At 42.5% G+C, this 23767-nt stretch carries 20 protein-coding genes; 7 read left to right on the forward strand and 13 right to left on the reverse strand.

Features of this window, described 5'->3' with window-relative positions; genetic code table 11:
- Nucleotides 1-35: 35 nt before the first annotated feature.
- The 3 genes from AB4238_RS02265 to AB4238_RS02275 all read right to left on the reverse strand — a co-directional run bounded on the left by AB4238_RS02265 (nucleotide 36) and on the right by AB4238_RS02275 (nucleotide 1850).
- On the reverse strand, nucleotides 36-443 hold the full coding sequence (locus AB4238_RS02265; protein ID WP_372030946.1) for a GFA family protein: 408 nt from the start codon (nucleotides 441-443) through the stop codon (nucleotides 36-38).
- A gap of 43 nt (nucleotides 444-486) precedes the next feature.
- A complete protein-coding gene (locus AB4238_RS02270; protein ID WP_372030948.1) occupies nucleotides 487-1119 on the reverse strand; it encodes a Vat family streptogramin A O-acetyltransferase in 633 nt (210 codons plus the stop codon).
- A 62-nt stretch (nucleotides 1120-1181) separates the two neighbouring features.
- On the reverse strand, nucleotides 1182-1850 hold the full coding sequence (locus AB4238_RS02275; protein WP_372030950.1) for a glutathione S-transferase: 669 nt from the start codon (nucleotides 1848-1850) through the stop codon (nucleotides 1182-1184).
- Between the two features lie 112 nt (nucleotides 1851-1962).
- Between AB4238_RS02275 and AB4238_RS02280 the strand changes: the two genes are divergently transcribed.
- The 7 genes from AB4238_RS02280 to AB4238_RS02310 all read left to right on the forward strand — a co-directional run bounded on the left by AB4238_RS02280 (nucleotide 1963) and on the right by AB4238_RS02310 (nucleotide 12031).
- Complete coding sequence (locus tag AB4238_RS02280) at nucleotides 1963-4251, forward strand: peptidase U32 family protein (protein WP_372030951.1); 2289 nt, start codon at nucleotides 1963-1965, stop codon at nucleotides 4249-4251.
- Between the two features lie 446 nt (nucleotides 4252-4697).
- Nucleotides 4698-5555: a hypothetical protein gene (locus AB4238_RS02285; protein ID WP_372030953.1), complete on the forward strand. Its 858-nt coding sequence runs from the start codon at nucleotides 4698-4700 to the stop codon at nucleotides 5553-5555.
- 46 nt (nucleotides 5556-5601) lie between these two features.
- Nucleotides 5602-7335 carry a PKD domain-containing protein gene (locus AB4238_RS02290; RefSeq protein ID WP_372030955.1) on the forward strand — a complete coding sequence of 578 codons (1734 nt, stop codon included), beginning with the start codon at nucleotides 5602-5604 and terminating at the stop codon, nucleotides 7333-7335.
- A 402-nt stretch (nucleotides 7336-7737) separates the two neighbouring features.
- Entirely contained in the window at nucleotides 7738-8610 is an 873-nt protein-coding gene (locus AB4238_RS02295) for a mechanosensitive ion channel family protein (protein WP_372030956.1), read from the forward strand.
- A gap of 170 nt (nucleotides 8611-8780) precedes the next feature.
- Nucleotides 8781-9230: an energy transducer TonB gene (locus AB4238_RS02300; RefSeq protein ID WP_372030958.1), complete on the forward strand. Its 450-nt coding sequence runs from the start codon at nucleotides 8781-8783 to the stop codon at nucleotides 9228-9230.
- Nucleotides 9231-9427: 197 nt separating this feature from the next.
- Nucleotides 9428-11311 carry a DUF294 nucleotidyltransferase-like domain-containing protein gene (locus AB4238_RS02305; RefSeq protein ID WP_372030959.1) on the forward strand — a complete coding sequence of 628 codons (1884 nt, stop codon included), beginning with the start codon at nucleotides 9428-9430 and terminating at the stop codon, nucleotides 11309-11311.
- Nucleotides 11312-11314: 3 nt separating this feature from the next.
- A complete protein-coding gene (locus tag AB4238_RS02310) occupies nucleotides 11315-12031 on the forward strand; it encodes a 3'-5' exonuclease (protein WP_372030973.1) in 717 nt (238 codons plus the stop codon).
- Nucleotides 12032-12166: 135 nt separating this feature from the next.
- Here AB4238_RS02310 and AB4238_RS02315 read toward each other — a convergent pair whose 3' ends face one another.
- The 10 genes from AB4238_RS02315 to AB4238_RS02360 form a co-directional block, all read right to left on the reverse strand.
- Nucleotides 12167-13744, reverse strand: a complete 1578-nt coding sequence (locus tag AB4238_RS02315) for a BCCT family transporter (RefSeq protein WP_248973732.1) — start codon at nucleotides 13742-13744, stop codon at nucleotides 12167-12169.
- Between the two features lie 269 nt (nucleotides 13745-14013).
- Entirely contained in the window at nucleotides 14014-14517 is a 504-nt protein-coding gene (locus tag AB4238_RS02320; RefSeq protein WP_372030961.1) for a GNAT family N-acetyltransferase, read from the reverse strand.
- A 47-nt stretch (nucleotides 14518-14564) separates the two neighbouring features.
- Nucleotides 14565-15068 carry a rod shape-determining protein gene (locus AB4238_RS02325; RefSeq protein WP_372030963.1) on the reverse strand — a complete coding sequence of 168 codons (504 nt, stop codon included), beginning with the start codon at nucleotides 15066-15068 and terminating at the stop codon, nucleotides 14565-14567.
- A gap of 93 nt (nucleotides 15069-15161) precedes the next feature.
- Nucleotides 15162-15386 (reverse strand): amphi-Trp domain-containing protein, encoded by a 225-nt coding sequence (locus AB4238_RS02330; RefSeq protein ID WP_371995067.1) that lies wholly within the window; start codon nucleotides 15384-15386, stop codon nucleotides 15162-15164.
- Nucleotides 15387-15422: 36 nt separating this feature from the next.
- On the reverse strand, nucleotides 15423-15872 hold the full coding sequence (locus tag AB4238_RS02335) for a hypothetical protein (protein ID WP_372030965.1): 450 nt from the start codon (nucleotides 15870-15872) through the stop codon (nucleotides 15423-15425).
- Nucleotides 15873-16022: 150 nt separating this feature from the next.
- Nucleotides 16023-17108, reverse strand: coding sequence for a PAS domain-containing sensor histidine kinase (locus AB4238_RS02340; RefSeq protein ID WP_372030966.1), 1086 nt, complete (start codon nucleotides 17106-17108; stop codon nucleotides 16023-16025).
- A gap of 256 nt (nucleotides 17109-17364) precedes the next feature.
- Nucleotides 17365-18741 carry a sigma-54-dependent transcriptional regulator gene (locus tag AB4238_RS02345; RefSeq protein ID WP_372030967.1) on the reverse strand — a complete coding sequence of 459 codons (1377 nt, stop codon included), beginning with the start codon at nucleotides 18739-18741 and terminating at the stop codon, nucleotides 17365-17367.
- 125 nt (nucleotides 18742-18866) lie between these two features.
- Nucleotides 18867-21356 carry an ABC transporter permease gene (locus tag AB4238_RS02350; protein ID WP_372030968.1) on the reverse strand — a complete coding sequence of 830 codons (2490 nt, stop codon included), beginning with the start codon at nucleotides 21354-21356 and terminating at the stop codon, nucleotides 18867-18869.
- 47 nt (nucleotides 21357-21403) lie between these two features.
- Nucleotides 21404-22120 (reverse strand): ABC transporter ATP-binding protein, encoded by a 717-nt coding sequence (locus AB4238_RS02355; RefSeq protein WP_372030969.1) that lies wholly within the window; start codon nucleotides 22118-22120, stop codon nucleotides 21404-21406.
- A 9-nt stretch (nucleotides 22121-22129) separates the two neighbouring features.
- Nucleotides 22130-23386 carry an efflux RND transporter periplasmic adaptor subunit gene (locus tag AB4238_RS02360; protein WP_372030971.1) on the reverse strand — a complete coding sequence of 419 codons (1257 nt, stop codon included), beginning with the start codon at nucleotides 23384-23386 and terminating at the stop codon, nucleotides 22130-22132.
- Between the last annotated feature and the right edge of the window lie 381 nt (nucleotides 23387-23767).

The following is a 23767-nucleotide window of genomic DNA, read 5'->3' on the forward strand; positions in this document are numbered from 1 at the left end:
TTAATGACTGTTCATTGATGACACTGATGTGTTAATTAACTGCGGCCTGGCTCAAAGCCATCATATCGGGGCAGAGCAGCATCCAACTCATCCCAGTTGGCTTTAGAGCTCACAAAGTTGTGCGATATTGGCCGCTCAGAAATATCGGATTCAATAATACCCAGTCGAACCCTTACTCGGCTAGCGTCCTCAGCATTGGTGCTATATATCGGCGAGCCACAATGCTGACAAAAATGACGCTGACGGCCAGGTTTAAATGAGAAGCGACTTAATGAACTCGCGCCCTTGGTAATGGCAAAGTCACTTGCCGCAACAAAACCATTGGTTGCATAAGCAGTGCCGCTATTTTTACGACAAAGTGAACAGTGGCAGTGAATGATCTCGCTAATCTCGCCACTAATTTTAACGTTAACTTCACCGCACAAACATTGTCCTGAGTACATACTCTTTTCTTATCCTTAATAAACGAGTTTAAATATCTGTTGGTTATTTTGCTTGCTGTAGCGCGGTAATATCGGCACCAACTATCGCCTCTAAGTTGGCCGTAATCTTCTCTGCAGTCCAATCCCACCAAGCAATATCGACCAGTTGCTTAATAATGTCTTGTTCAAATCTAAGCTTAATGAGTTCAGCGGGATTACCGCCTACCACGCCATATGCAGGCACATCTTTAGTCACTACCGACTTACTGGCGATAATGGCGCCATGACCAACCGTTACCCCAGGCATAATCGTCGCGTCGTAGCCAATCCACACATCATGGCCAATGTGTGTATCACCTTTAAAAGGTAAATCGCCCGCTTTTGGCATCACCTTTTCCCAACCGTTGGAGAAGATTTGAAACGGATAGCTAGAAAAGCCAGACACCTTATGGTTAGCGCCATTCATGATGAATTTAACGTCTTTAGCAATTGCACAAAACTTGCCGATAATCAGTTTATCGCCAATAAAGGGGAAGTGATAAAGCACGTTATTCTCGAAATTCTCAGGGCCATCAGGGTCGTCATAGTAGGTGTAATCACCGACAATAATGTTATCGCCCTTTATGTAGTTTTTTAAATATCCCACTTGCGGGAAGCCTTTCATCGGCGATTTATCATCGGGATTTGGACCAAACATAATGACTCCTGTTTTCTACTGTTTAACCGTTATCAATGGCGCACATTGGTAAGTAATATGCGTTAAGTTGTGCGACTAAAAACAATGTCTTGCTTTGTATCTAACCACATCGGGTATTGTGTCATCACCTTACTAAACATTCGGCTCTGTAAGTAGCTATTTAGCCACTGCCTTAGCTTTGGATAAGGGGCTTGCAAATACCATTGCCGCTCTACTCGACCAAATTGACGAATAAAAGGCACCAGAGCTAAGTCGGCTAAGCTTGGCTTGTCAGACATTAGATATTGATGCCGAGTTAATCGCGACTCAAGCTCAACAAGGTAGCGCTCACATTGCTGCCTATCTTCCGTGAGCGATGGTTCATGGTAGCGCTTTGAACTGCGATACTTTTCTAAATGGCCTTTAAACTCATTATCAAATAAGTTAATTAATTTCAGCATGTCATCCAATGCTGCTGGGGTTGAAGCGTCGAGATAATGTTGTGGATCGGACTGCTTAAAAGCCCACAACATCACCGCCAAGCTCTCATCTATCACCTTTTCGTCAGTGGTCACGAGAACAGGCACCGTTCCCTTAGGTGAAGCCTGTAGCATTTCTGCTGGTTTATCGCTAAGCACTAGGTCTCGTAGGTGTACTTGCTGGCCTGAGGCGTAAATCGCCATTCTAGCCCGCATTGCATAGGGGCAGTTTCTTAAGGAATAGAGTACAGGTAATGTCATGATTTCACTCATTGTTGCTCTGGCTTCTCAATTAGCAAATGCGAATAATTTACTTTAACGATATTCATTAGCAAAATATACGGGTAACATCCCCCCATTAAATTTCTAACAACAAGTGGTAACCATGGATCCAAAGATAGAATTATTAGCACCAGGCGGAGATATTGATGCGATTAAAGCGGCAATTATTGCTGGAGCCGACGCAGTTTATTGCGGCTTAGACACCTTTAATGCGCGCAACCGTGCAGCTAATATTTCCTTTGACGAACTGGTTGGCATCATTCGCCTCGCTCACCAATATCAGTGCGAGATATTTCTCACATTGAACATTGTCATTTTAGAAAATGAATTTAAAACCCTTGCCAAGCTTCTGAGCAAACTGGTTAATACCACCTTAGATGGTGTGATTGTGCAAGACATTGGTATGTTCCAGCTAATTAAAAAGCACTTCCCTACGTTAGATGTGCATGCCTCAACTCAGTTAACCACTCATAACGCTGGTCAGATCCCGTTTCTTAAAAAGCTTGGCGCATCGCGAGTTAACCTTTCAAGAGAGCTTAATTTACGTGAAATTACTGCGCTAACGGCAACCGGTCGTGAACATGACATCACCACCGAGGTGTTTGTTCATGGTTCGCTTTGCATCGCTTTCTCGGGTCTATGCTATTCAACCTCTGCCAGTGTCGGTAATTCAGGCAACCGTGGTCGCTGCAGCCAAGCCTGCCGTGAAGAGTACGAAACGACTGAGTCTGGGCACAACTTTCCGCTAAATATTAAAGATAACTCGGCCTTTTTCGATCTACCCGCATTAATAGAAGCAGGCGTACACTCTTTTAAAGTGGAAGGTCGTATCAAAGGTGCAAGTTACGTTCACACCGTTATTGATAGCTTCCGTAAACAGATAGATGGTTACCTGAAAACCGGTGAACTACTTGAAGATGGCGAGCGCCTTTATAAAGTGTTCAACCGTGATTTAACCAACTCTTTTCTAAAGGGTGACTTAAATCAATCGATGTTTATCGATAACCCACGTGATAATTCAAAGAATCATCTCAAAGACAAACTGACTCAAAACGGCACTCAGTCTATTTCCGTGGTGCAAATTCATGATGCAGAGCAAACACTGCAACAGGAAAAAAGCCAAATCCAAGCAACAGTCGATGACAAGATTAAACACTTAAGTATCGCTAAATTGCCACTCACGTTGGCATTCTCTGGTCAAATAGGCGAGCCGCTATCAATCACAGTAAGCACTGAGGATTTTGTTGTCGGCCAAACTCAGTTAGTCGACAAAGTCTTTACTGCTCAATCTCATAGCTTACTCAGTAGCAGTGATGATGCCAGCATCGATATTGGCGCGATTGAAAAACGTTTCAAGAGCTTAAACAATGCAGAATTTGAACTAACACTGCAAACTGACGCGCTAGCGCCCGGCTTAAGTGTGCCATTTAAAGAGTTAACTGCGCTTAAAAAGCAGATCTTACGCACACTTAACCACGGCAAAGCGGTATTACCTGCTGTAGAGTTACCTAAGTTAGCCAGACACCCAAAGCCTGCAGGTGACCCCCCTAAATTATCATTGCTTATCTGTGATGAAGCCGATATTGCCCTTGCCGACATCACAGAGGCAGACATTTACTTCAAGCTACCTGACGCCTATAAGCGTGGCTGCACTAAATATGTCAGCTTCTTTAAGCAAAACCCAAGACTGATCCCTTGGTTTCCATCGGTATTAATTGGTAAAGACTACGACGCTGCATTGAACATTTTGGAGCAAGTACAACCGCCGTTAATTGTGACCAATAACACCGGTATTGCTAATCGCGCCTATGAGTTAGGGATAAAATGGATCGCCGGGCCGTTTTTAAATACTACCAACTCCTACGCGCTACTGGCGATGCAGGAGCAGTTTGATTGCCACGGGGCATTTATCTCCAACGAGATAAATCAGAGCCAGATAAAGCACATTGCCCGCCCTGCAAACTTCAAGATGATGTATAGCATCTATCACCCTATCTTGTTGATGGCCAGCAGACAGTGTTTTTTCCAGCAAAGTGTCGGCTGTGAAAAACCGCGTATCGACAATGGTTGTATGCTCTCTTGTGATAAATCCACCAGCATCACTAACCTTAAAGGTGATGAATTTGCCATTGATAAACAAAAGGCTGGTTACCCAAGTATCTACAATCAAGATCAGTTCTTAAATACTGAGATTATTAACGATTTGGCTCACCTGTTTGACGGCTTTATGGTTGATCTCACCAACATTGGTGCTGGCGACAAACCTTCTCCAGATAAAGCGCAGTTAATTAGCCAGTTTGAACAACTGCTTGCTGGCAGTGACAGCGCAATTGCTACGCTTGATATCATGGTGACGCAATCAACAGTATTGCAGTACCACAACGGGTTATAGATTAACCCTAGATAGTGCCTGACTCACTGTCGGGCACTCGTCCTTAAACTGCTGAGAGTGAGGAGTTAATCATCAGATCACCTCAAACTAACCAGCAAAATCTCAGTTGCTAGTCGGCTATAACAGTAAGCTAAACTTTCTAAACCAATACCACTTCACACGATAATATCCCCCTTTCTATCATGATTAATTTCAGCTAGCGACAGGCTAATAACTAGTAATAAGCATCTAAAAATACATAAAAAAATAGATATTGGCTTATAAAATAACCAAAAGTTGTAAACAGAAAGTTAGCAAATTGAATAAAATATGTAATATTTGATCAGCTTTTGACCAATTTGATTAAAAGCTAATCGCCTTTCTCTTCGTGGTTGGACTTTAAGGAGACGAGGCATTGTCAATAACAACGATGTCATGGTTTCAAAATCTAATTAGGAAGGAATAACATGAAAAAGAAATACCCCGTTACGCGCTATAGTGCATTGGCTTTAATGACACTGCTCGCAGGAAGCACCAGTGTATATGCAGCCTCAACCGGTACATCCAATATTGAAGTGCAAAGCTCGTTTTTAGACAACATGGTTACTCGCGCCGACTTTATCTTTAAAGGCTCGCTAATCGACATTAGTGAAGGACTCTCAGTTGAAGATATCCCCTATACCTTTGTGACCTATGATATTAGCGAGGTAATAAGCGGTAATTATGCTGGCAATAGTATTACGCTTAAGTTTGTCGGTGGCGAGTTTCCCAATGGCAATATACTCACCGCGACTAACACTCCAGAAGTCACACTTGGTGAAGAAGCCATACTTATGGTGCAACAGAGCCAAAACACTGGTTGTGACTTGGTCGAATGCGAACATGGACGCTTTGTTATACAGCAAGGAAAAGTGATCGCCGCAAACGAATCAGCTGTCATCATCGATGATAATGGCGGCGTAGACTATATCTCAGCTAAAGCACAGCAAAACGGTGAGTATAAGTCTAGCTTGGCTAAGTCAAATGTAGCCAAGTTTTCCAACCACCTTAAAGGCCTGGTCAGCATCAAACCCTTTACTGTAAACAGCGTGCAATTGAGTGTTACCGATACAGATAGAAAAGCATCTTTTAACGCCTATCCAGCGTTAACTCGTGCCTCAGCTGCGCCTGCTGTACCGCAATCAGCAACAACACAAAAAAATGCTTTTACCGCTACGTCTCAAACACCAACGGCAAGTGCACAAGATCAATGGGAAGTCGAACAGCTAGAAAAAAACGCGGGCAATCCCGTGCTTAATTCGCGTAACCCCTATAACCAAAACTGATCAAAGTGCCTAATAAATTTGCCTACACTCTATTTAAGGAAGAACAATGAGACTCAACAAACTAGCAGTCAGACTTTGTGTTGCGACACTTTTAACGTTATCAAGTAGCCAAGTCATGGCGAGTAAATTTTGGACCGATTGCAACAACAATACCCCACGTAAATGGCCTGGCAGTGGCTTTACCTTTAATGCAAACCCTGCCGGATTTGGTGGAAACTACACTTTTTGGCGCACCTCTTTTGCCACTGCACTTGGTCGCTTCAACGATACCCCAGTTAACTTAACCATCAACGTACGTTTGGATGATGATACTAGTGTCGCTGTCGGTAATGGCGAGAGTGAAATCTGGTGGGACAACTCCGGCAACTCCGCCGTAGGTTACAACATTACCAGTCCTTGTGGCACAACCATTGAGGGCGACATCGTTTTTCACAATACTGTTTCCTATGACGATAGCATGGAGAATAAATCAAACTTTTGGAATTACGGTGGCAACAATCGCACCTTTGAAACAACGGCTTTACACGAAGTGGGACACACTGTCGGCCTCGCTCATGAAAATCGTTATTACAACATCATGGGATCCGACTACACACATGTGCATACCACAGGTGAAAATGCATTAAGATCATACCTAGGTGAAGATGCTGTCAATGGCTTGATCTCACTTTACGGTGGCAGCAACAGAGAAGACCTTTCGGTGGCGGCATGGCGCCATATCGGCTCTTCTGGAGAATACAGTACTCACGGCCGAACTCGTTTATTTAATAGCAACGGCACTGAGTTAAACTCGAGTAATGCATCTACAAGTTGTACTGGTTCCTATTGTGAATTGCGTTATAACGTTGACCTTGGTCAGACAATTCAATACGAAATGACCCTTGAAAACAATGGCCGCAATAGTCAATCTGTAGCCTTGGGCTACTACATATCTACCAACGCAACAATCACCAACACAGATACGCTGATTAGAACTGACAATGTCACGGTGACTCGTAACACTCCTGATACCGTCATAAAAACCATTACTATACCGAGTAATCTTACCCCTAATACCGACTACTACCTTGGGGTGCTCATCGATAGTAACGATACGGTTTCTGAATGGACGGAACAAAATAACACCAGTTACATGCACATTCGTACAGGCTCAGCATCGCAAAATCAAGCCCCCACAGCTGAAGCAAATGGTCCCTACAATGGTTCCATTAATAGCCCTATCGGGTTCTCTAGTTCGGGATCTAACGATTCAGATGGCAGTATAGCGTCATACAATTGGAACTTTGGTGACGGCAGTAGTAGTAATAGCGCAACCCCTAGTCACAGCTATTCAACTGCTGGCTCATATACAGCGGTGCTTACTGTTACCGATAATCTAGGTGCTAGTTCAATAGATTCGGCAACTGTAACGATTACCGGTAACAGCGGCGGAACACTTGAGAATGCCTGTGCTACAGAAGGTCCGACGTCAGCACAGAACCTAACCAGTGGTGACGCGATTTGTGTACCCAATACTTCATCAACCAATTACCCCCAGTATTACTACATCTATGTCAATGCAGGCACAAATAGCATTACCATTGAAAGTGATCACGGCACAGGCAACGCAGATGTCTATTACAAAGCGAGTAATTGGGCAACCGCTTCTAGTTATGATCAACGCTCGAGCAACGCTGGAAATACCGAGTCGATAACCGTAGCGAATCCAGGGACTGGCTGGCAATATATCTCAATTATAGGGGCTAGAACGGGGATGACCCTTAAAGTTACACTTAACTAGGGCCTGTTGAACATTCATGGTTGTTTTTACAGCAATTTATTGGCCATTTTGGCATGGTAGAGGCTATGTCGTGTAGTCATTCTCCACAAATAGCCTTTAACGCAGAAAAAATGGCCAAGAAATGCTGTCCTTTGGATTCGTTTCATTGCTTCTATTCGCTTATGACTAGAATGCATTAGGAGCGCTTCACATAGCTGGCTAAGCGTCATCGCTCAAGCCCTGCACTAAGCCAGAGTAGTCAACCCTACTCTGGCTTTTTCAGAACATCACCGTACCTTTGTAAACAAGTTAAGCCTATTCTGTCTAAGTCGCAATTAAGCACCTTGTTTTATCCTCATATTCCTCATAGAGTAATCAGATAGTTATACCTCTTTCGGACAATCAGTAAAGGTAGCCATTTTTGTGGACAAGATAACGCTAGTCATCGACTTCTTTCTGGAGCACAAGCTCCTATTAACCGTGCTAATCATCATGCTTATCTCGCTAGTGAAGCGTTTTATCATTTCGCGGATTAGAGGCGACGTCGCATTCCTGTCTGATGTACAACGTAAATGGATGTCACGCACCAAAAACAGCACCTTTTTTATCATCGTCATGATCTTATTCATGCTATGGCAAACCGAAATCAGCAAGTTTGCCCTGTCAGTTACCGCGATTGCTATCGCATTTGTAGTCGCTTCTAAAGAGATTATTCTTTGTTTTACCGGTTCGATTCAGCGTGCAAGTTCTCGTTCATTTGTGATCGGCGATTGGATTGAAGTTGGTAAGATTTGCGGTGAAGTCATAGAGCACAACCTAATGGCGACTGTGATTCAAGAGATCGACTTGCATCATGGTCAGTACCATTTCACTGGAAAAACAGCGACCTTGCCTAACAGCATGTTTTTCACCTATGCCGTAAAAAATCTAAACTTTATGAAGCGCTATGTTTATCATAGTTTTAATATCACAGTGGTTGAGTTTGTTAACCTCTACCCGCTATTTCCGGCGCTTACCAGTCAAATAGAACAACATTGCGAAGACTTTAATGAAGTCGCAAAGCGGTACAACAATATCATTGAAAAACACGCAGGCGTCGACTTGCCTGGCAGCGAACCCCATATTCATGTCAACAGTGGTCCTGCGGGCGAACAGATAGTGCATATCATGATTTTCTGCCCGACAGAGAGAGCCATTCATCTTGAGCAACAGATAAGAGAAGATTTCATGGTTGCCTACCATCAAGCTTTTGGCCCAAAAGCACCACAAACAGAATCATCAACGACTGCTGAATAAGCCTTATTACTATTGGCATCTTATGCCATAAAGGTATAGTGGTCAGTCTTTATACTTACAAAATAGCTGAAAACGACTGATTTACTCAGTTCGTGCAGCTGTGTCTAAGGGTAGCAAGGGATCCAGTTCCCGCTGATAAAATACTTAAAAGATAGAACAAAGGAATGTATATGAAATACTTACTACTTGTCGTGTTAGCGATGATGACAATATCAACAACGAGTTTCGCTAAGAGTAAGAATGTGTACGCTGATGTGCTAGTCACTAATATCAGCCCAGCCGATGATGCTCTTTGGAAACGCAAAGAAACAGCTCCCCCTCTATATCCAATAGCACTGGCGCGTTCTGGGCTACAGGGTTGCACCGTGTTATCTTTTGATATTTCAGAATCCGGTAAAGCTAAGAATATAGAGGCGATTCAATCAATACCGCACAAAAACCTCGGAAAATATTCTAGAAAAATGCTAAAGAAGTGGAAATGGATTCCAGTTACAACAGCGGGTGAAGCTAAGACAGAAAAAAGAACATTACGACTCGACTTCTGTCTGGGTGATCAATCACCCGAACAAACACTGCAAAGGTGCCAACAACAAACTCAACTTGCCTGTAATAGTAATTAAAAATATCAAATCAACATAAGCACACCAAGTCTTGTCGCGCTCCCTTTAAAGCTACGCATCTAAAAGGGAGCAAAGCTAACGTTTCCAATATATCCCTTGATTAAAGTCCATTAAACGCCCACTGAACCCAGCATCTTCATGTAGAACAGGTATACTATTGTTTATACATTCTATTTATCATCAACATCGAGTACCTAATGGAAGCTGAGCTACTTGAAATTCGAAATTTCATTCGCCAATACCCACCGTTTGATCAGCTGCCAGAAGAGGCATTAATCGACGTATCGAAAAGTGTCGAGATCTCCTATTTCCGAGCAGATAACATGATCATCGAATTTGGTGATGAGATCCATGACTTGTTTATGATCCGCAGTGGTGTTGTTGAAATATATCGTCGTACTGGCGAGCTCTATAACCGCCTTGACCAGGGCGGACTATTTGGCCAGATGGGGCTACTAACCCGTAATAAGGTTCGCTTTCCTGCAAAGTCTGTAAAAGACACTTTGCTGTACTGCATTCCTGAAAGTGTCTTTGGTGAGCTTTGTGAACAATACGACGCCTTTGCAGACTTTGTAGAAGTTGAAGGCAGTATTCGATTACAGCAGGCCGTTGAAGATAATAGTGACGATGCCAACTCACTGACCACCTCTAAAGTAAAGACCTTACTCAGTGGTGCGCCAGTCATGCTGCCGATTAATACCACTGTTCAAGGTGTGGCTAGCATTATGTCAGAGGAGAATGTCTCGGCTGCGATTATTCATGATCCTAACCTTGCTGATGAGGGCGGTAACAGCTTTGTTGGCATAATTACTCAGCGAGATCTTTGCGCTAAAGTGATTGCTGAAGGCTTAGATGTTGATACGCCTGTAGTTGAAGTGATGTCTACTGAACTAATCTCTTTAGATCACAACGCCTATATTTTCGAAGCTATGCTGTTAATGCTTAGGTACAATGTCCATCACCTACCGATATTAAAAAACAAACAGCCTATTGGCTTAATAGAAGTCACCGACATTATTCGTTATGAGTCTCAAAACAGTTTATTGATTGTCAGTAGTATATTTCAGCAAAACAGTATTGATGACCTCATCGTGCTATCCAGTCAGCTCAAGGATTGCTTTGTGCGCATGGTCAATGAAGATGCCAACTCACACATGGTTGGACGCGCGATGTCTGAGATAGGCAGAAGCTTTAAGCAACGTTTGTTAGAATTAGCCGAAGAAAAGCTCGGCCCTCCTCCAGTCCCATACTGCTTCTTGGCTTTAGGCTCGATGGCTCGTGATGAACAGCTGATTGTAACCGATCAAGATAATGCGATTATTCTCGATAACGACTATCAAGAATCGCTTCATGGTGACTACTTTAGAGAGCTTGCCACCTTTGTTTGTGATGGATTAGCCGCCTGCGGCTACACCTATTGTACCGGTGATATCATGGCCACCAACCCTGAATATCGAAAAACACAGTCGCAATGGGAAGAGTGTTTCGCCGATTGGATTGAAAACCCAAATCCACAAGCTTTGCTAAATAGCTCAATATTTTTCGACCTTTACGGTGTCTACGGCAGGCCTAAATGGGCTGAACAGTTAAACGCCTTTATCTTGAGAAAAGCGAAGAAGAATAACCGCTTTTTAGCCTGCCTTGCTAGAAATGCGATTAACCGCACGCCACCACTGGGGTTCTTCAAAGATTTTGTAATGGAAAAAGATGGTAGACACAACAACTCAATTAACCTAAAAAGGCGTGGCACGGCACCATTAGCTGATCTTATTCGTGTGCATGCGCTAGCTATAGGCTCTCAGTCACAAAATTCTTTTGATCGGTTAGAAGACATCATTGAGGCTGGCATTTTACCACCATTGAAGGGCAAAGACCTGCAGCATGCAATGGAGTTCATCTCCTTAGTGCGTATCCGCCATCAGGCACTCGATATTGAATCAGAACAGGAACCTGATAACAATATTGAACCTGAAAATATGTCCGACTTTGAAAGGCGAAATCTAAAAGATGCCTTTTTGGTACTAAGCAGCGCACAAAACTTTTTAAAGTTCCGCTACAGTGCCAACAGCATGCAGGGGTAAATGATGCAAAATTTCACCAACCAAGAGGTGTTGAACTGGAAAGCATTTCTGCAAATTAAAGCGCAAGAAAGTAAAGATAGTCGCCTGACCCATTTTTACAATGTCAGCACCTATCATGGTGAAACTGAGCTGAAAGATATTGAATTTGTCGCCTTAGACTTTGAAACAACCGGGCTCGATGCCAATGAAAATAGCATCATCAGTATTGGTTTAGTACCATTCACTTTGCGCCGTATTGCCTGTCGCCAAGCTAAACATTGGTTCATTACTCCAGAAGATAAGCTCAAGGAAGATTCAGTTATCATCCACGGGATCACCCATTCCGACCTGAAAGGCGCGCCGGATCTGCTGCGTATATTAGAGCAACTCTTAGACGAGCTAGCGGGTAAGATAGTTGTGGTACATTATCGCAGAATTGAACGGGACTTTTTTGATGCCGCTTTGCGAAGCTTAATCAATGAAGGCATTGTTTTCCCTGTTGTTGATACCATGCAAATTGAAGCTGATGTTCAACAGGCCAAACCAAAGCGCTTTCTAGATTGGTTTAAAAAAGGTCGCCCCGAATCAATTCGCCTAGCCAATAGCCGTACTCGCTATAACCTGCCACTCTACCCGCCACACGATGCTCTGACCGATGCTATTGCCACGGCTGAGTTACTGCAAGCGCAGATCTATCATCACTTCAGCCCTGAGACTCCTATCAAAAAGCTTTGGCTATAATACCAATTGCATTAAAATTTTGACTATTCAGCGGGTCAAATACTCAACACAATGGGTATAATAACTCGATATTAAGCCTATAAAAAAAGACCGTGTGATTAATCACACGGTCTTTTTCATCAATCTTCGTTCAGATTAACGAAAGCGTTTCTCTGTACGTAGTCCCAAGATCAAACTGACACACATTACCAACAAAATAATGGTGAATGGTAAGGCGGTTGAAATGGCGCCAGCTTGTAAGGCTTCAATGGCTTCTGTACCACCAACCCAAACAAGACCTGCAGCAATTGCTCCTTCAATAAAGGCCCAAAATACACGCTGAGGCACTGGAGCATCGACTTTACCACCGGAAGTAATACTATCAATCACTAGTGAGCCAGAGTCCGATGAGGTCACAAAAAAGACCAATACCAATACAACAGCAAGCAAAGACAAGATATTACCCATTGGCAAAGCATCAAACATCTGGAACATTGCTAATGGTACTTCTGTTAAGCCCTTCTCGCCTAAGGTACCTATTTTATTAGTGATTTGATCAATCGCAACACCACCAAACACAGACATCCACAGCGTGGTCACTACAGTAGGAACAATCAGAACTGCCGTCATAAATTCACGTATTGTACGTCCACGTGAAATACGTGCGATAAACATGCCCACAAAAGGAGACCATGAGATCCACCAAGCCCAGTAGAATACCGTCCAGCCATGCATCCAAGCTTCATCTTCTCGGCCGCTTGGGTTACTCAATGGAATGATATTTTCAATGTATCCCATAACCGTTGTCGGAATGGTGCCCATAGAGACAGCGAATGTCACCAAGGCGACAAACAGCACTAAGGCTGCAGCCAATAGCATATTGACATTACTGATGATTTTTACGCCACCATCAATACCACGAATAACCGATACAACAGCCAGCAAGGTCACAATAAAGATAATTGCTATTTGCAACATTAAGCCGTTATCCATGCCGAACACATGATGGAAACCACTTGCTGCTTGCTGAGCGCCAAGCCCTAGCGATGTTGCTAAACCAAACAGGGTTGCAAGCACCGCTAGAATATCAACAACATGTCCAGGCCAACCCCAAGTGCGATCACCTAAAATAGGGTAAAACACCGAGCGCATTGAGAGCGGCAAGCCTTTGTTGTAAGCAAAAAATGCTAACGACAATGACACAACACCATAGATAGCCCATGGGTGTAGTCCCCAATGGTACATGGTCGCACCAAGTGCTAATTTCGCAGCTTCTGGCGTATTTGGAGTGACATTCAGCGGAGTTTCATACCAACCGGTAAAGTAAGCAGCAGGCTCTGCTACGCCCCAAAACATAAGACCAATACCCATGCCAGCAGCGAATAACATCGCAACCCAAGACATCATCGAGTAATCCGTTTTGGCTTCATCGCCACCTAAGCGAATTTTACCAAACGGGGAGACAATCATGGCTAAACAGAACACCACAAAAATATTGGCAGACCACATAAACAAACCATCAAAAGCGCCAATGATTTTCCACTTTATGCCGTCTAATGCAGCTTTAGAGGTTTCAGGATCAACCACTAATATTGCAATTAAAAACAGTCCAATTAAGGAAGCGCTGATCCCGAAAACAGGGTTGTGAACATCGAATCCCCACTTTTGAATGTTATCTTGCCCGACTGTGTAATCGGTATTATCAATACTATATTTATCTTTTTTAATATTCATTGATCCTCGTTTAGAACGAATTTCATTCGAAAAATGTGGGTTTATTTTACTTTATTTGACGATAACTTGCAGCTTATTGCTTCCTAACAAACGCGTCACATGTCACTTTACAGACTATAGCTTAGCAGTTGTGAGTTAATTGATTTAGTTTGATTTAGTTTGAAATACCAAAATATTTTACTTTAAGACATGTTAAATCGGTGTATATACCCTAAGTCATACTTAGCTAAACCGACAAGTATGCCTATCTGTAATACTTAAATTGCGGATTAGGTAGTCTTAACAACAAACCGTTGAACGACCAACCCAGCTTGAGTGATTTCAGAATCAAGCTTTCCGCCGCACGCTTTTATCATATTCGCTGAAGCGAGGTTGTGTTTATGACAATGAATATGAATAGACGACACATTCATCTGGGCTAGATAGTGAATAGACATTTTCATCAGCTGTACTCCAATGCCCTTACCTCGGTGTGAAGGCCTTATGCCTAAACCAATATGACCGCCACAGTATTTGATTGCATCATTGAGCCGGTGCCGAATATTAGTGACTCCGACAATCTGTTCATTATCCACTAACCACAGTGTGGAACTTTGAACATAACCATCGGGTAGGTTCCTACCTTGGGCAAAGTCATTCAGTCGAGTAAGCAATTGCTCAAAATCATCGGACTCGAAATCGAGGGGAAACGGATAACGCTCTTCATCGCCCAACTCTTTAATGTATTCTCGATAACTCTGTTCATAAGCGGCTGATGGGATAACAAGCTTCAATAGAACCTCCGAGATTAGGCTTAGTTAAATGTACAAATATTTGATAATCACATTGGACTGCTAGCAGCTGCAGCCATAATTTCTTGTTGAGCAATATCTTTAAAAACAATTTCTGACACTGCTAATGTATTTTTACCTTGGTAGATTGCAACATCTCTAGCCCCTGCCCCTAACGCCATTTCACGCAGCGCTCTAATTTCAATCATGGTTAAACCGCCCTCTGTTTTTTCCATGGGATGAACAATGACCACTGGCGCCGAAATGGTGAATTTTTTGCCGCTCAGTTTTTGCATTATCTGTTTCAGCAAAAGCTCAGCAATAAAAAAATCAGCTAACAGAGCTCTGGGATGGGAGAAAGGATTGACAGCATCAGCATAGGTTTGGTTACCAAATGCGACAACGTCCATTTTGCCATTTTTTAAGCTGTTAAACTGCAGTAGCGGCTGCTCATCAAACACATTATTGCTATCAATATCGACGACTCTAATGCGGTTTTCCCATATTTGAACATATAAAGTAGTGCCGAACTTATTGATAAAATGGCTAAACATAAATCAATCCTTTGCTGCAACGAGACTCTCTACAATATCGACTGGCACCATTTTCATAACTCTCTTAGCAAAAATAAGATCTGCCGATAGTGGCTACTTTGGTGACCACTTAATTTGAAATTCAATCTCTTCTTCATCGTCACTGCGCTCATGTTCAACCGTGTACTCCGCGCGAACAGGCACGTAAACTCGCTCACCCGCTATCTGTATTTCAAACTTATCACCAGTCTCTAATGCGTCGGCTAGACGCCTTAATTTGGCTGCAAATTCTGCGTTTGTGTAACCTTTTTCAATATCTCTTTTAGGTTTAACAGTCATTATTGTTCCCCTTATCTATGTTAGCTAATTCAGCATTCAATCTAGTTTCTTCCATAACTCTTGCTCTTTTAATTCACCCTTTTCAACCCGCTGAGTTTGCCACTCATCGCCATTGTTCTCATAAGTGAAAGCAAAAGGTTTATCAGGTGCAACACCAAAGGAGTTTAGCTGTGGATATTCAACATAATCGGTATCACTATAGGTATAGCTGCCAGTTCCGGCAGCCCAAAACTCTTGCTTAGGTTTATCAAGAGAGCCAACATTCTTCATGGTGGTAAAACTAAAGTGGTTGGCTGAGATAACTTTAATAGCACTTAATTTCAAGTCACCGTAATGTATCCACTTGCCTTTGCCATCAAGGTACTTGCCAGACACAAGTTGCCAACTGCCAACAAAAGGGTTATACGCCGCCGCTAGAGGTACGCTAAAAGACAAAGTTGCTACCGTAATAACAGTAAGTAGAGTGCTTAATATATTTATTCGCATCACTTCTCCTTTTCAAGCTCTACTCAAATAGTGACTATGCATATAAGGTATCAAATTAATTAAATATCATAGCAAAGCTAGTACTCTGCTAAAAGTAAATCAACCGGTTAACCCCAAAGCTATATTTATGCTCTGACATCAAACTGATAACTAAACTACTGGCAGTAAAATACTCACCTGAGCCCCCGTACCGTTTAAGTTGTTTCTTATGTTCAAATCGCCACCATTATTCATCAATAATTGTCGACATAAAACCAAACCGATACCGCTACCCTTGGCTTTAGTCGTATAGAATGGCACAAACAGATTGTCCATATTACTAATACCACATCCTTGATCTGAAACTTCGATAATCGCCTTATCATCTACTCGACGCCAGCTAATACTAATGATCCCTAGCTCATTGTTACACATAGATTCTTGGGCATTTTTAATCAAATTAACCAGTACTTGTTCTACTTGAATTTTATCAGCATAAACCACTAATAATTCGCCAATAAGTTGAATTTTGACACCCTTAAATAAACTTGCGATCGAGGGAACCAAGATAGCCAGATCAATCTGTTGCTTTTCCGCTGCGGGGATCCTTGATAGCTGCTGGTAGCTGTTAATAAACGCATTGAGTGAATCAGCCCTCTCTTTAATAATCCCTAAGCCGCCTTTCAGGTCGCTGTCATGTATGTTGTCAGTATTACGACTAATTTGACGCAGCAAAGTATCACTAATCGATGTTATAGGCGCCAAAGAGTTGTTGATTTCATGGCTCAATACTCTAAGTAATTTTTGCCAGGCTAACCGTTCCTCTTCTCTTAATAGATTTTGTATATCGGTGATGAAAATCAATTGTTGCTTGAGTCCATTTTGAAAATATTCATCTTTACGCAGCAATACTCGCTTTTTTGATTGTTCTTTTTCAAAAGGTTTGAGCTCAAATTCCAACACCTTACCACTGCAAGGCAAGACAGATGGAATAATGCCGAGCTTTTTAAGAGGCCAGCCCTCCATATCAAAACATGGATAACCAAATAGTCTCTCTGCTGCTGGATTGACTAAAGTTATATTATGATGCTCATCAGCAGCTATTATGGCTACGTCTATTTGAGAGATGACCTTATGCAGTAAAATATGCTTCTCTCTACTGACAATGTTTTGCTGGGCCATCATCTCAGCGAGCAGGTTAAGTGCACGATTAAACTGACTAAATCTACCACTATGAGTCAAATCTCGTACCCGCATCGAGTAATCCCCACTAGTAAGGGCTTCCAAAATGTTCGTTGAAGTAGCAAGTTGACACACCAAACGACGGCGCAAATATAAAGCAATGACGAACACCATGAGCATCACAAAAAGCAGTAATAATAGATCGAATATATTAGTGCGCTGGCTGCGATATAAAATAAATGTTAGCCAGCAACTAGGCAGAAGCCCTGCTGTTAATGTTAAAACAAAAGTTATACTTTCCAATGAGATACGTCGCATTCGGTCAGTCATACTACTTAAAGTGATACTTTTCGAGGCGTCGGTAATATGAACTACGACTTAGGCCTAAAGAAGTTGATGTCTCTTGAGGCTTATGGTCATGCTTTTGTAGCCGTTGGCTAATTATATGTTTCTCTATTTCATCTAAAGTCGCACTTTCAAAATTAAACTGACAAGCGGTATTTGACGCTTCATGATCTACTAACCCAAGATCTTCAACGCTTATGAGCTCTGCTTGACGCAAAAATATAGCACGCTCAACCATATGGCTCAGCTCCCGGATATTGCCCGGCCAATGATAACTCATCAATGCTGCCGTCGCTTCCTCATCAAAACCTAAAGATTCTAAATGGTATTTTTTACCGAACTTTATCAAGAAGTAATGAGCCAATGGCATGATATCCGCTACTCTTTCTTTTAATGCTGGTACACGTATTTCAACCGTATTTAAGCGGTACAGTAAATCTTGCCGAAAACGACCTTCAGCTATCAGTTCATCCAACGGGGCATTAGTGGCTGAAATGATGCGTACATTGACTTGCTGTGTTTTGGAGCTACCGACTTTTTCGAATGAATGTGATTCTAGTACCCGCAGTAGTTTTCCTTGCTGCGACAATGGAATATTGCCAATTTCATCAAGAAAGAGTGTGCCTGATTGAGCAAGCTCAAAACGCCCAACACGAGTATTTTTTGCGTCGGTAAATGCGCCTTTAACGTGACCAAACATCTCAGTTTCAAACAAACTTTCACTAATCGCTCCCATGTTAACCGCAATAAAAGCGCATGGGTTTCTCGATGAATAAGCATGTACATGCTCTGCAAGCATACTTTTTCCAGTACCATTATCGCCGGTAAGTAAAATATTCATGTCACTAGCAGCGAGTTTTTCTAATTGAGACATAACCAGACTCATCTCTGCAGACTCCGCAATAATGGCCGAATTAGCAGAGGATACCTCTCGCATTAATAAGGTGTTTTGCTCAATTAATTGACCGCCTTTCTTTTCACTTTCAGCCAGACGGATCTGCGTTAACAGTACTCTTAGTAGACGATCGTTGTCCCAAGGCTTCTGCACGAAATCATCAGCACCTTGCAACGTCGCTTGCACGGCAATATCAACACCTGCATAGCCAGTCATGACAACAATAGGCAACGAATTATCAACGGCTTTTACGGCTTTAATCAGCGCCAGACCTTCAAAGCCTGAAGTGGTATCTTGTTGATAATTCATATCAATTAAAGCAAGTGAGAATTCTCTTTGCTTTATCGCATCCAGTAAACCTTGGGGGGAAGTGACAGCTTGAATATCATACCCTTCAGGCCGTAACAATAATTTTAAAGCCGCAATAACATGTGTGTCATCATCGGCAATAACAATAGAATGCTTCATTGCACTTAAGTTTGCTCCATCTTATATAAATATCACTTTATCGTATTAAGTTAGGCTCCTCTTTACTAGAGAAAACCTAACCCAATAACTGTCCAATGTTATCTACTTTATTGAACTGATTAAAGTTAATTATGGTAGAGCGCTTCACTAGGCTCCATTAGCACCGCTTTTCTGGTGGGGAAAAACGTCGCAAGTATGACGATAATAGCAATAAGTAATGGCACCCCAACAAACCCAAATAGGTAGCTCTGAGTGTCTAATAGCATCGCGTCTTCCATCAAGTGAGTGATCCATAATGCAACACTAGCCCCTATCGCCAATCCTACGACCAACTGCATGATGGCTTTATCCATAAATAGCTTTAACACTTTTCGATCTGTTGCGCCTAATGCCTTACGCACGCCAATTTCTTGCGTTTTCTGGATAACACTATTTGCAGCGACGGCATAAATCCCGCTAGCAGCCAAAAATACTGCCACTAGCCCACAAAATAGAAATATCCGACTCACTGCTGACACTAATAGCATAGGCTGATTTATCAAACGTTTATAGCTTTGTATGTGGTAAACACCAACATTGGCGTCAATGTGACTTGCTACATCTAGTAGGGACTTTATCGCAAGTGACTCACTGCCAGAGTAATGCATGGCTAACGCCATTTGAGTACGACCATCACTATCGATTGGACGGTAAAGTGTATATCGTGCACTCGCTGTATCCATTGTTGAACCGTGGTAGCTGTCAGAGACCACCCCCACAATCGTCTGCCAATCACGGTGTCCCGATGACCATACTCTACGGATCCGGCTACCTACGGCATTACCATCAGGGAAAAAATCTGCTGCGATAGATTCATTTACGATCACATTGCCCATGGCTGTTTCAAGATCACGTTGGTCGAAGTCCCGGCCTTCTATAAGTTTCATGCCCACCGCGCGCCATGCATCACGAGATACACTTTCGGTGTTAGCCCTAGGGTTCTCATTATAAATTAGCGCTTCTTTACCTTGGATTTCATAGAAGCTAGTTCCAGCGCCAGTGCCTGGAAGCTGACTCATAAAAGAGATCGCTTCTACATTAGGTAACTGCTCTAAGCGTGCTTTCAAATTGTAATAAAAGGCGGTGCGTTTTTGCCGGTCTTCACTTTCATAGCCTTGTCTCTCAGGGTAACTTTCAAGTGGCAACTCAAGATGAGCAGTCAAACGCTTTTGTGTCTCTACACCATAGTCAGCGCTACTCGCAGAATAACTACTTGATAACAAGATAGTTGCTATCACAAGCACCACACACGAAAGCAATATTTCAGTGACGACTAACATTTGAGTCATTTTACCCGCAAATCGACCCAATGCACCGCGTGTGCCGTCTCTCAGCACTGAATTAAAATCACAAGATAGCGCACGCCATGCTGGAATTACCCCGGTTAGCCCAATAACGATGAGTGTCGACAAAACCAATAGTATTAAACCTTCATTGGACAACGACAGGTTCCACCAGAATGGTTTTTCCCCATTAATGGCATACATATCGAGCAAGAAATCATTAGTTAATAACATTGCGCCCTGCACGATCCCGACTGCCAATACTGCGCCCAAAATACAAATGATCACGCTTTCCATGAGCATCTGTAATAACAACCGTAGTCTTGGCACACCAAGAGCCACTCTAATAGCAATCTCTTTGAATCGTTCATTGACTCGACCAAGAAGTAGATTTCCTATATTGATGCAGGCTAACAGTAGAATAAGAAAAACCATCACTAACATTGATATAAATACATTGTAATATTGAGTAATATCCGTATTAGCTTGTTTAAATGGTAATGCCCGTAGATAACCACCATCGCTTCCCTGTCGCCACAACATATCATCAGGCAAACCGCCGATAATAAGCCGATCCAAGACTGATAGTTCCTGGTTAAATTCATTTAAATCAACTTCTTGTTTCAAACGCCCATATGCATAAAGACTCGTTCTTGAACGCAGTGTTGGCGCCATATGAATATGAGGCTGTGGCAACCATACCTGTGCACTGCTTGGAAATGAAAAGCCTATTGGCATAACTCCAATAACACGAGTAGGCAATGCATCAACTCGGATGATACGACCTACAATGTTTTGATCTTTATTAAAGTACTCCCGCCACACCTTTTCACTTATAACAGTAACAGCTTCAGCCCCTTCAAAATGATCTTCCGGCGCAAATCCACGTCCTATAATCGGCTGCACACCTGCGAACTCGAATATATTCCATTCAGTCAATGCTGCATTATATTTCTGAGTATTAGTACTTAAGTCCATACTCCCAATCAAAGTAGTCCCTTGCTGGTAAACACCAAACCCTTGCAATGACTTAGTTGATTCTCTGAGCAACTGAAAATCTAGAGGGTCAACACCACGACGATACGAATGAGATTCATCGAACCGTGCTTCTATCGAGATAATAGGTTGTTCACCATTAAGCCGTAGCGGATTAAACACCAGATTTGCTAACAGCGTGTAGGTGTATAAAGTCAAGGCTAATCCTATTGCCACAATTAACACTGAGGTTATTGTAAATATCGGTTTCTTTAGCAATAGCCGAAAGGCATATTTTAAATCGAGTCTAAATGACATAGCGCTTCCTTAAGGTTTCGATTTCTATCTAGCTGTTAAGCCGCCATTTATATAGCGATTGCAGAAAGTGGCCTAGTCTGCTGATCTGAGACAATTTTGCCATCGTAAACTTCAATAATACGCTGAGCTCTTTCTGCAGAACGTGGATCATGGGTCACCATGCAGATTGTCGCTCCTTCATCATGTAATTGATCCAATATCGTCATTACCGCTTTTGCATTCTTGGAATCCAGATTCCCAGTCGGTTCATCGGCCAAAATAACCGCAGGCTCTCCGGCTATTGCACGAGCAACAGCCACGCGTTGTTGCTGCCCACCAGAGAGTTGCGAAGGGAAATGCTTAGCTCGATGAAGCATATCCACCTTCTCTAAAGCTTTTCTGACCTTAGCATCAATCTGTTGCTGATTTAGGTCGCCACGGTAACTTAAAGGCAGCTGTACATTTTCTGCGACAGTCAGATCACTTATCAAATTAAATGATTGAAAAACAAATCCAATGTCCTTATTCCTAATCCGCGCTCGCTGATCTCGAGTTAAGTCAGAAACATCATGCCCCGCCAGCTGATAACAACCTGTTGATGAAGTATCTAACAGACCGATAAGTGATAATAACGTTGATTTCCCACAGCCTGAGGGGCCTGTGATAGAAAGGAACTCGCCCTTATTTATCGTCAAATTAATATGGCTTAAGGCAAGTGTTTCTACCTCATCAGTTAAAAATGATTTACAGATCCCTGTTAGTTTTACCATGTGTTGTTTATCCATTTTCATCACCTAATTAATTAAAACTTTGCTGTGTTCTTTCCAAGACGAAGCGTCTGAGACTATGATCGTTTCGCCCTGCTTGAGACCAGCTTCTATCTGGGCGTAGCGAGCAGATACAAGGCCAAACTTGACCTTTTTCTTCAATGCGAAATTCCCCGTTTCATCCACAAGATAAATATCTTGCAGCGTATTACTTTTCACGAAAATGGGTCGTTTCACGTATAGAGCGTCTGTAATATGAGCAACCTCTATCACACCATCAACGGTTAGATCTGGTCTTGCTTCCGCTGGTAACTTTCCAGTCAGAGTAACATCTACTTTTACACTGCTGTTTATTACCGCAAGATCAATACGATTCACCACTCCAGTGATTTGGTTGCTGCGCGTATCTATCGTCACTTTCTGCCCTAGGGCCACATCCTTTATCTGCTTTTCAGGGATCTGTAACTCCGCAATATAACGATCATTTCGAGCCAACTTTGCTAAGCTTGCTCCTACGTTTACTTGTTGACCCAATTGAATCGACATTTCCTGCACAACACTATCCATGGTCGCCCTCACATTAAGGTTGTCCACTTGCACTTGAGATCTTTGAACTACTCGATGCATTCTCTTTAATCGTGCTTGTAATGCCACTTTTTGCGCCGCTAAATTTTGCTGCTGTTTAGCTAACCTTCTCTGCTCTAACTGCCAACGCTTTTTCGACTGCTCTACATCAATTTTGATTTCTGCAAGGGCGATTTTAGAAACAATATTGACGCCCTGCTCTAAGAGCTTGTTATGTGCCTTTAGCGTTAACATCGCTCTTTCCCAATTGAGTTTTTCATTAACCACAGCGGCTTCTAAGTCCAATAAAGCGGATTCCATGGCGACAATTTCCGCCTTAGTTTGCGCTGTAAGTGCTTCGAGTTCCCACTTATCCTCTTCTAATTGCTGAACAAGTAACGGATTACTAAGTTCTAGTAATAGATCTCCTTGCTGCACCACGGCTCCAGCTTTCGCATAAATACGCTCTACTCTGCCGGCCGTATCAGTAGCGATCCAACGGATATCTTCAGGTACTAGCACCCCATTACCACGAATATTAATTTCCATGTCGCCACGTTGAACCCGATCAGCAAGAATACTGCCCTCGTTAACCCTAAAAGACGCATCATTGCGATTAACGAATAAACCAATGACAAGCAATAAACACGTTACAGCTAAAATTAGCCAGTTTGAGCGACTTTTAAATAACGGCTGTTTTTTTTGCCTTACAATATCCATATCATACCTATACAACTCATATTTCCATCAGTACTAGCATTTTTCAGGCCAAAAAAAATACCCACTAATAATCAGTAGCTTACATTAAAGCCTTGACTGGATAAATCGACACTGTCTCGATATCGATACACACTCCAGCGAACAAAGTCTCGAATTCGAGACATTAGCCGTCGCGGAATATGTGCCACATAAAGAAATTAACGCGGTCAAATTATCGGATTACAATACGGGGTTAAACTGTGGATAGCGTAGTCATGCAGAAGTCAATGTCCACGCACGTTTAGCGCAGGCTAGCTAGCGACGGCTGAACTTTTGAGTTTAGTTTTTGTTCGATTCTTTAGCGTAAGCAATAATGCTTCTATTACAAGGCTTGAGCGATGA

The sequence above is a fragment of the Shewanella sp. 10N.286.45.A1 genome (assembly GCF_041470405.1).
Classification (GTDB): domain Bacteria; phylum Pseudomonadota; class Gammaproteobacteria; order Enterobacterales; family Shewanellaceae; genus Shewanella.

What these genes read in the sequence shown, in the direction of transcription:
- AB4238_RS02345 (WP_372030967.1), bottom strand. Translation starts at nt 18,741, where the DNA reads ATGAAGCATTCTATTGTTATTGCCGATGATGACACACATGTTATTGCG.
- AB4238_RS02310 (WP_372030973.1), top strand. Translation starts at nt 11,315, where the DNA reads ATGCAAAATTTCACCAACCAAGAGGTGTTGAACTGGAAAGCATTTCTG.
- AB4238_RS02315 (WP_248973732.1), bottom strand. Translation starts at nt 13,744, where the DNA reads ATGAATATTAAAAAAGATAAATATAGTATTGATAATACCGATTACACA.
- AB4238_RS02350 (WP_372030968.1), bottom strand. Translation starts at nt 21,356, where the DNA reads ATGTCATTTAGACTCGATTTAAAATATGCCTTTCGGCTATTGCTAAAG.
- AB4238_RS02305 (WP_372030959.1), top strand. Translation starts at nt 9,428, where the DNA reads ATGGAAGCTGAGCTACTTGAAATTCGAAATTTCATTCGCCAATACCCA.
- AB4238_RS02335 (WP_372030965.1), bottom strand. Translation starts at nt 15,872, where the DNA reads ATGCGAATAAATATATTAAGCACTCTACTTACTGTTATTACGGTAGCA.
- AB4238_RS02275 (WP_372030950.1), bottom strand. Translation starts at nt 1,850, where the DNA reads ATGAGTGAAATCATGACATTACCTGTACTCTATTCCTTAAGAAACTGC.
- AB4238_RS02340 (WP_372030966.1), bottom strand. Translation starts at nt 17,108, where the DNA reads ATGCGGGTACGAGATTTGACTCATAGTGGTAGATTTAGTCAGTTTAAT.
- AB4238_RS02355 (WP_372030969.1), bottom strand. Translation starts at nt 22,120, where the DNA reads ATGGATAAACAACACATGGTAAAACTAACAGGGATCTGTAAATCATTT.
- AB4238_RS02265 (WP_372030946.1), bottom strand. Translation starts at nt 443, where the DNA reads ATGTACTCAGGACAATGTTTGTGCGGTGAAGTTAACGTTAAAATTAGT.
- AB4238_RS02300 (WP_372030958.1), top strand. Translation starts at nt 8,781, where the DNA reads ATGAAATACTTACTACTTGTCGTGTTAGCGATGATGACAATATCAACA.
- AB4238_RS02280 (WP_372030951.1), top strand. Translation starts at nt 1,963, where the DNA reads ATGGATCCAAAGATAGAATTATTAGCACCAGGCGGAGATATTGATGCG.
- AB4238_RS02360 (WP_372030971.1), bottom strand. Translation starts at nt 23,386, where the DNA reads ATGGATATTGTAAGGCAAAAAAAACAGCCGTTATTTAAAAGTCGCTCA.
- AB4238_RS02290 (WP_372030955.1), top strand. Translation starts at nt 5,602, where the DNA reads ATGAGACTCAACAAACTAGCAGTCAGACTTTGTGTTGCGACACTTTTA.
- AB4238_RS02330 (WP_371995067.1), bottom strand. Translation starts at nt 15,386, where the DNA reads ATGACTGTTAAACCTAAAAGAGATATTGAAAAAGGTTACACAAACGCA.
- AB4238_RS02270 (WP_372030948.1), bottom strand. Translation starts at nt 1,119, where the DNA reads ATGTTTGGTCCAAATCCCGATGATAAATCGCCGATGAAAGGCTTCCCG.
- AB4238_RS02325 (WP_372030963.1), bottom strand. Translation starts at nt 15,068, where the DNA reads ATGTTTAGCCATTTTATCAATAAGTTCGGCACTACTTTATATGTTCAA.
- AB4238_RS02285 (WP_372030953.1), top strand. Translation starts at nt 4,698, where the DNA reads ATGAAAAAGAAATACCCCGTTACGCGCTATAGTGCATTGGCTTTAATG.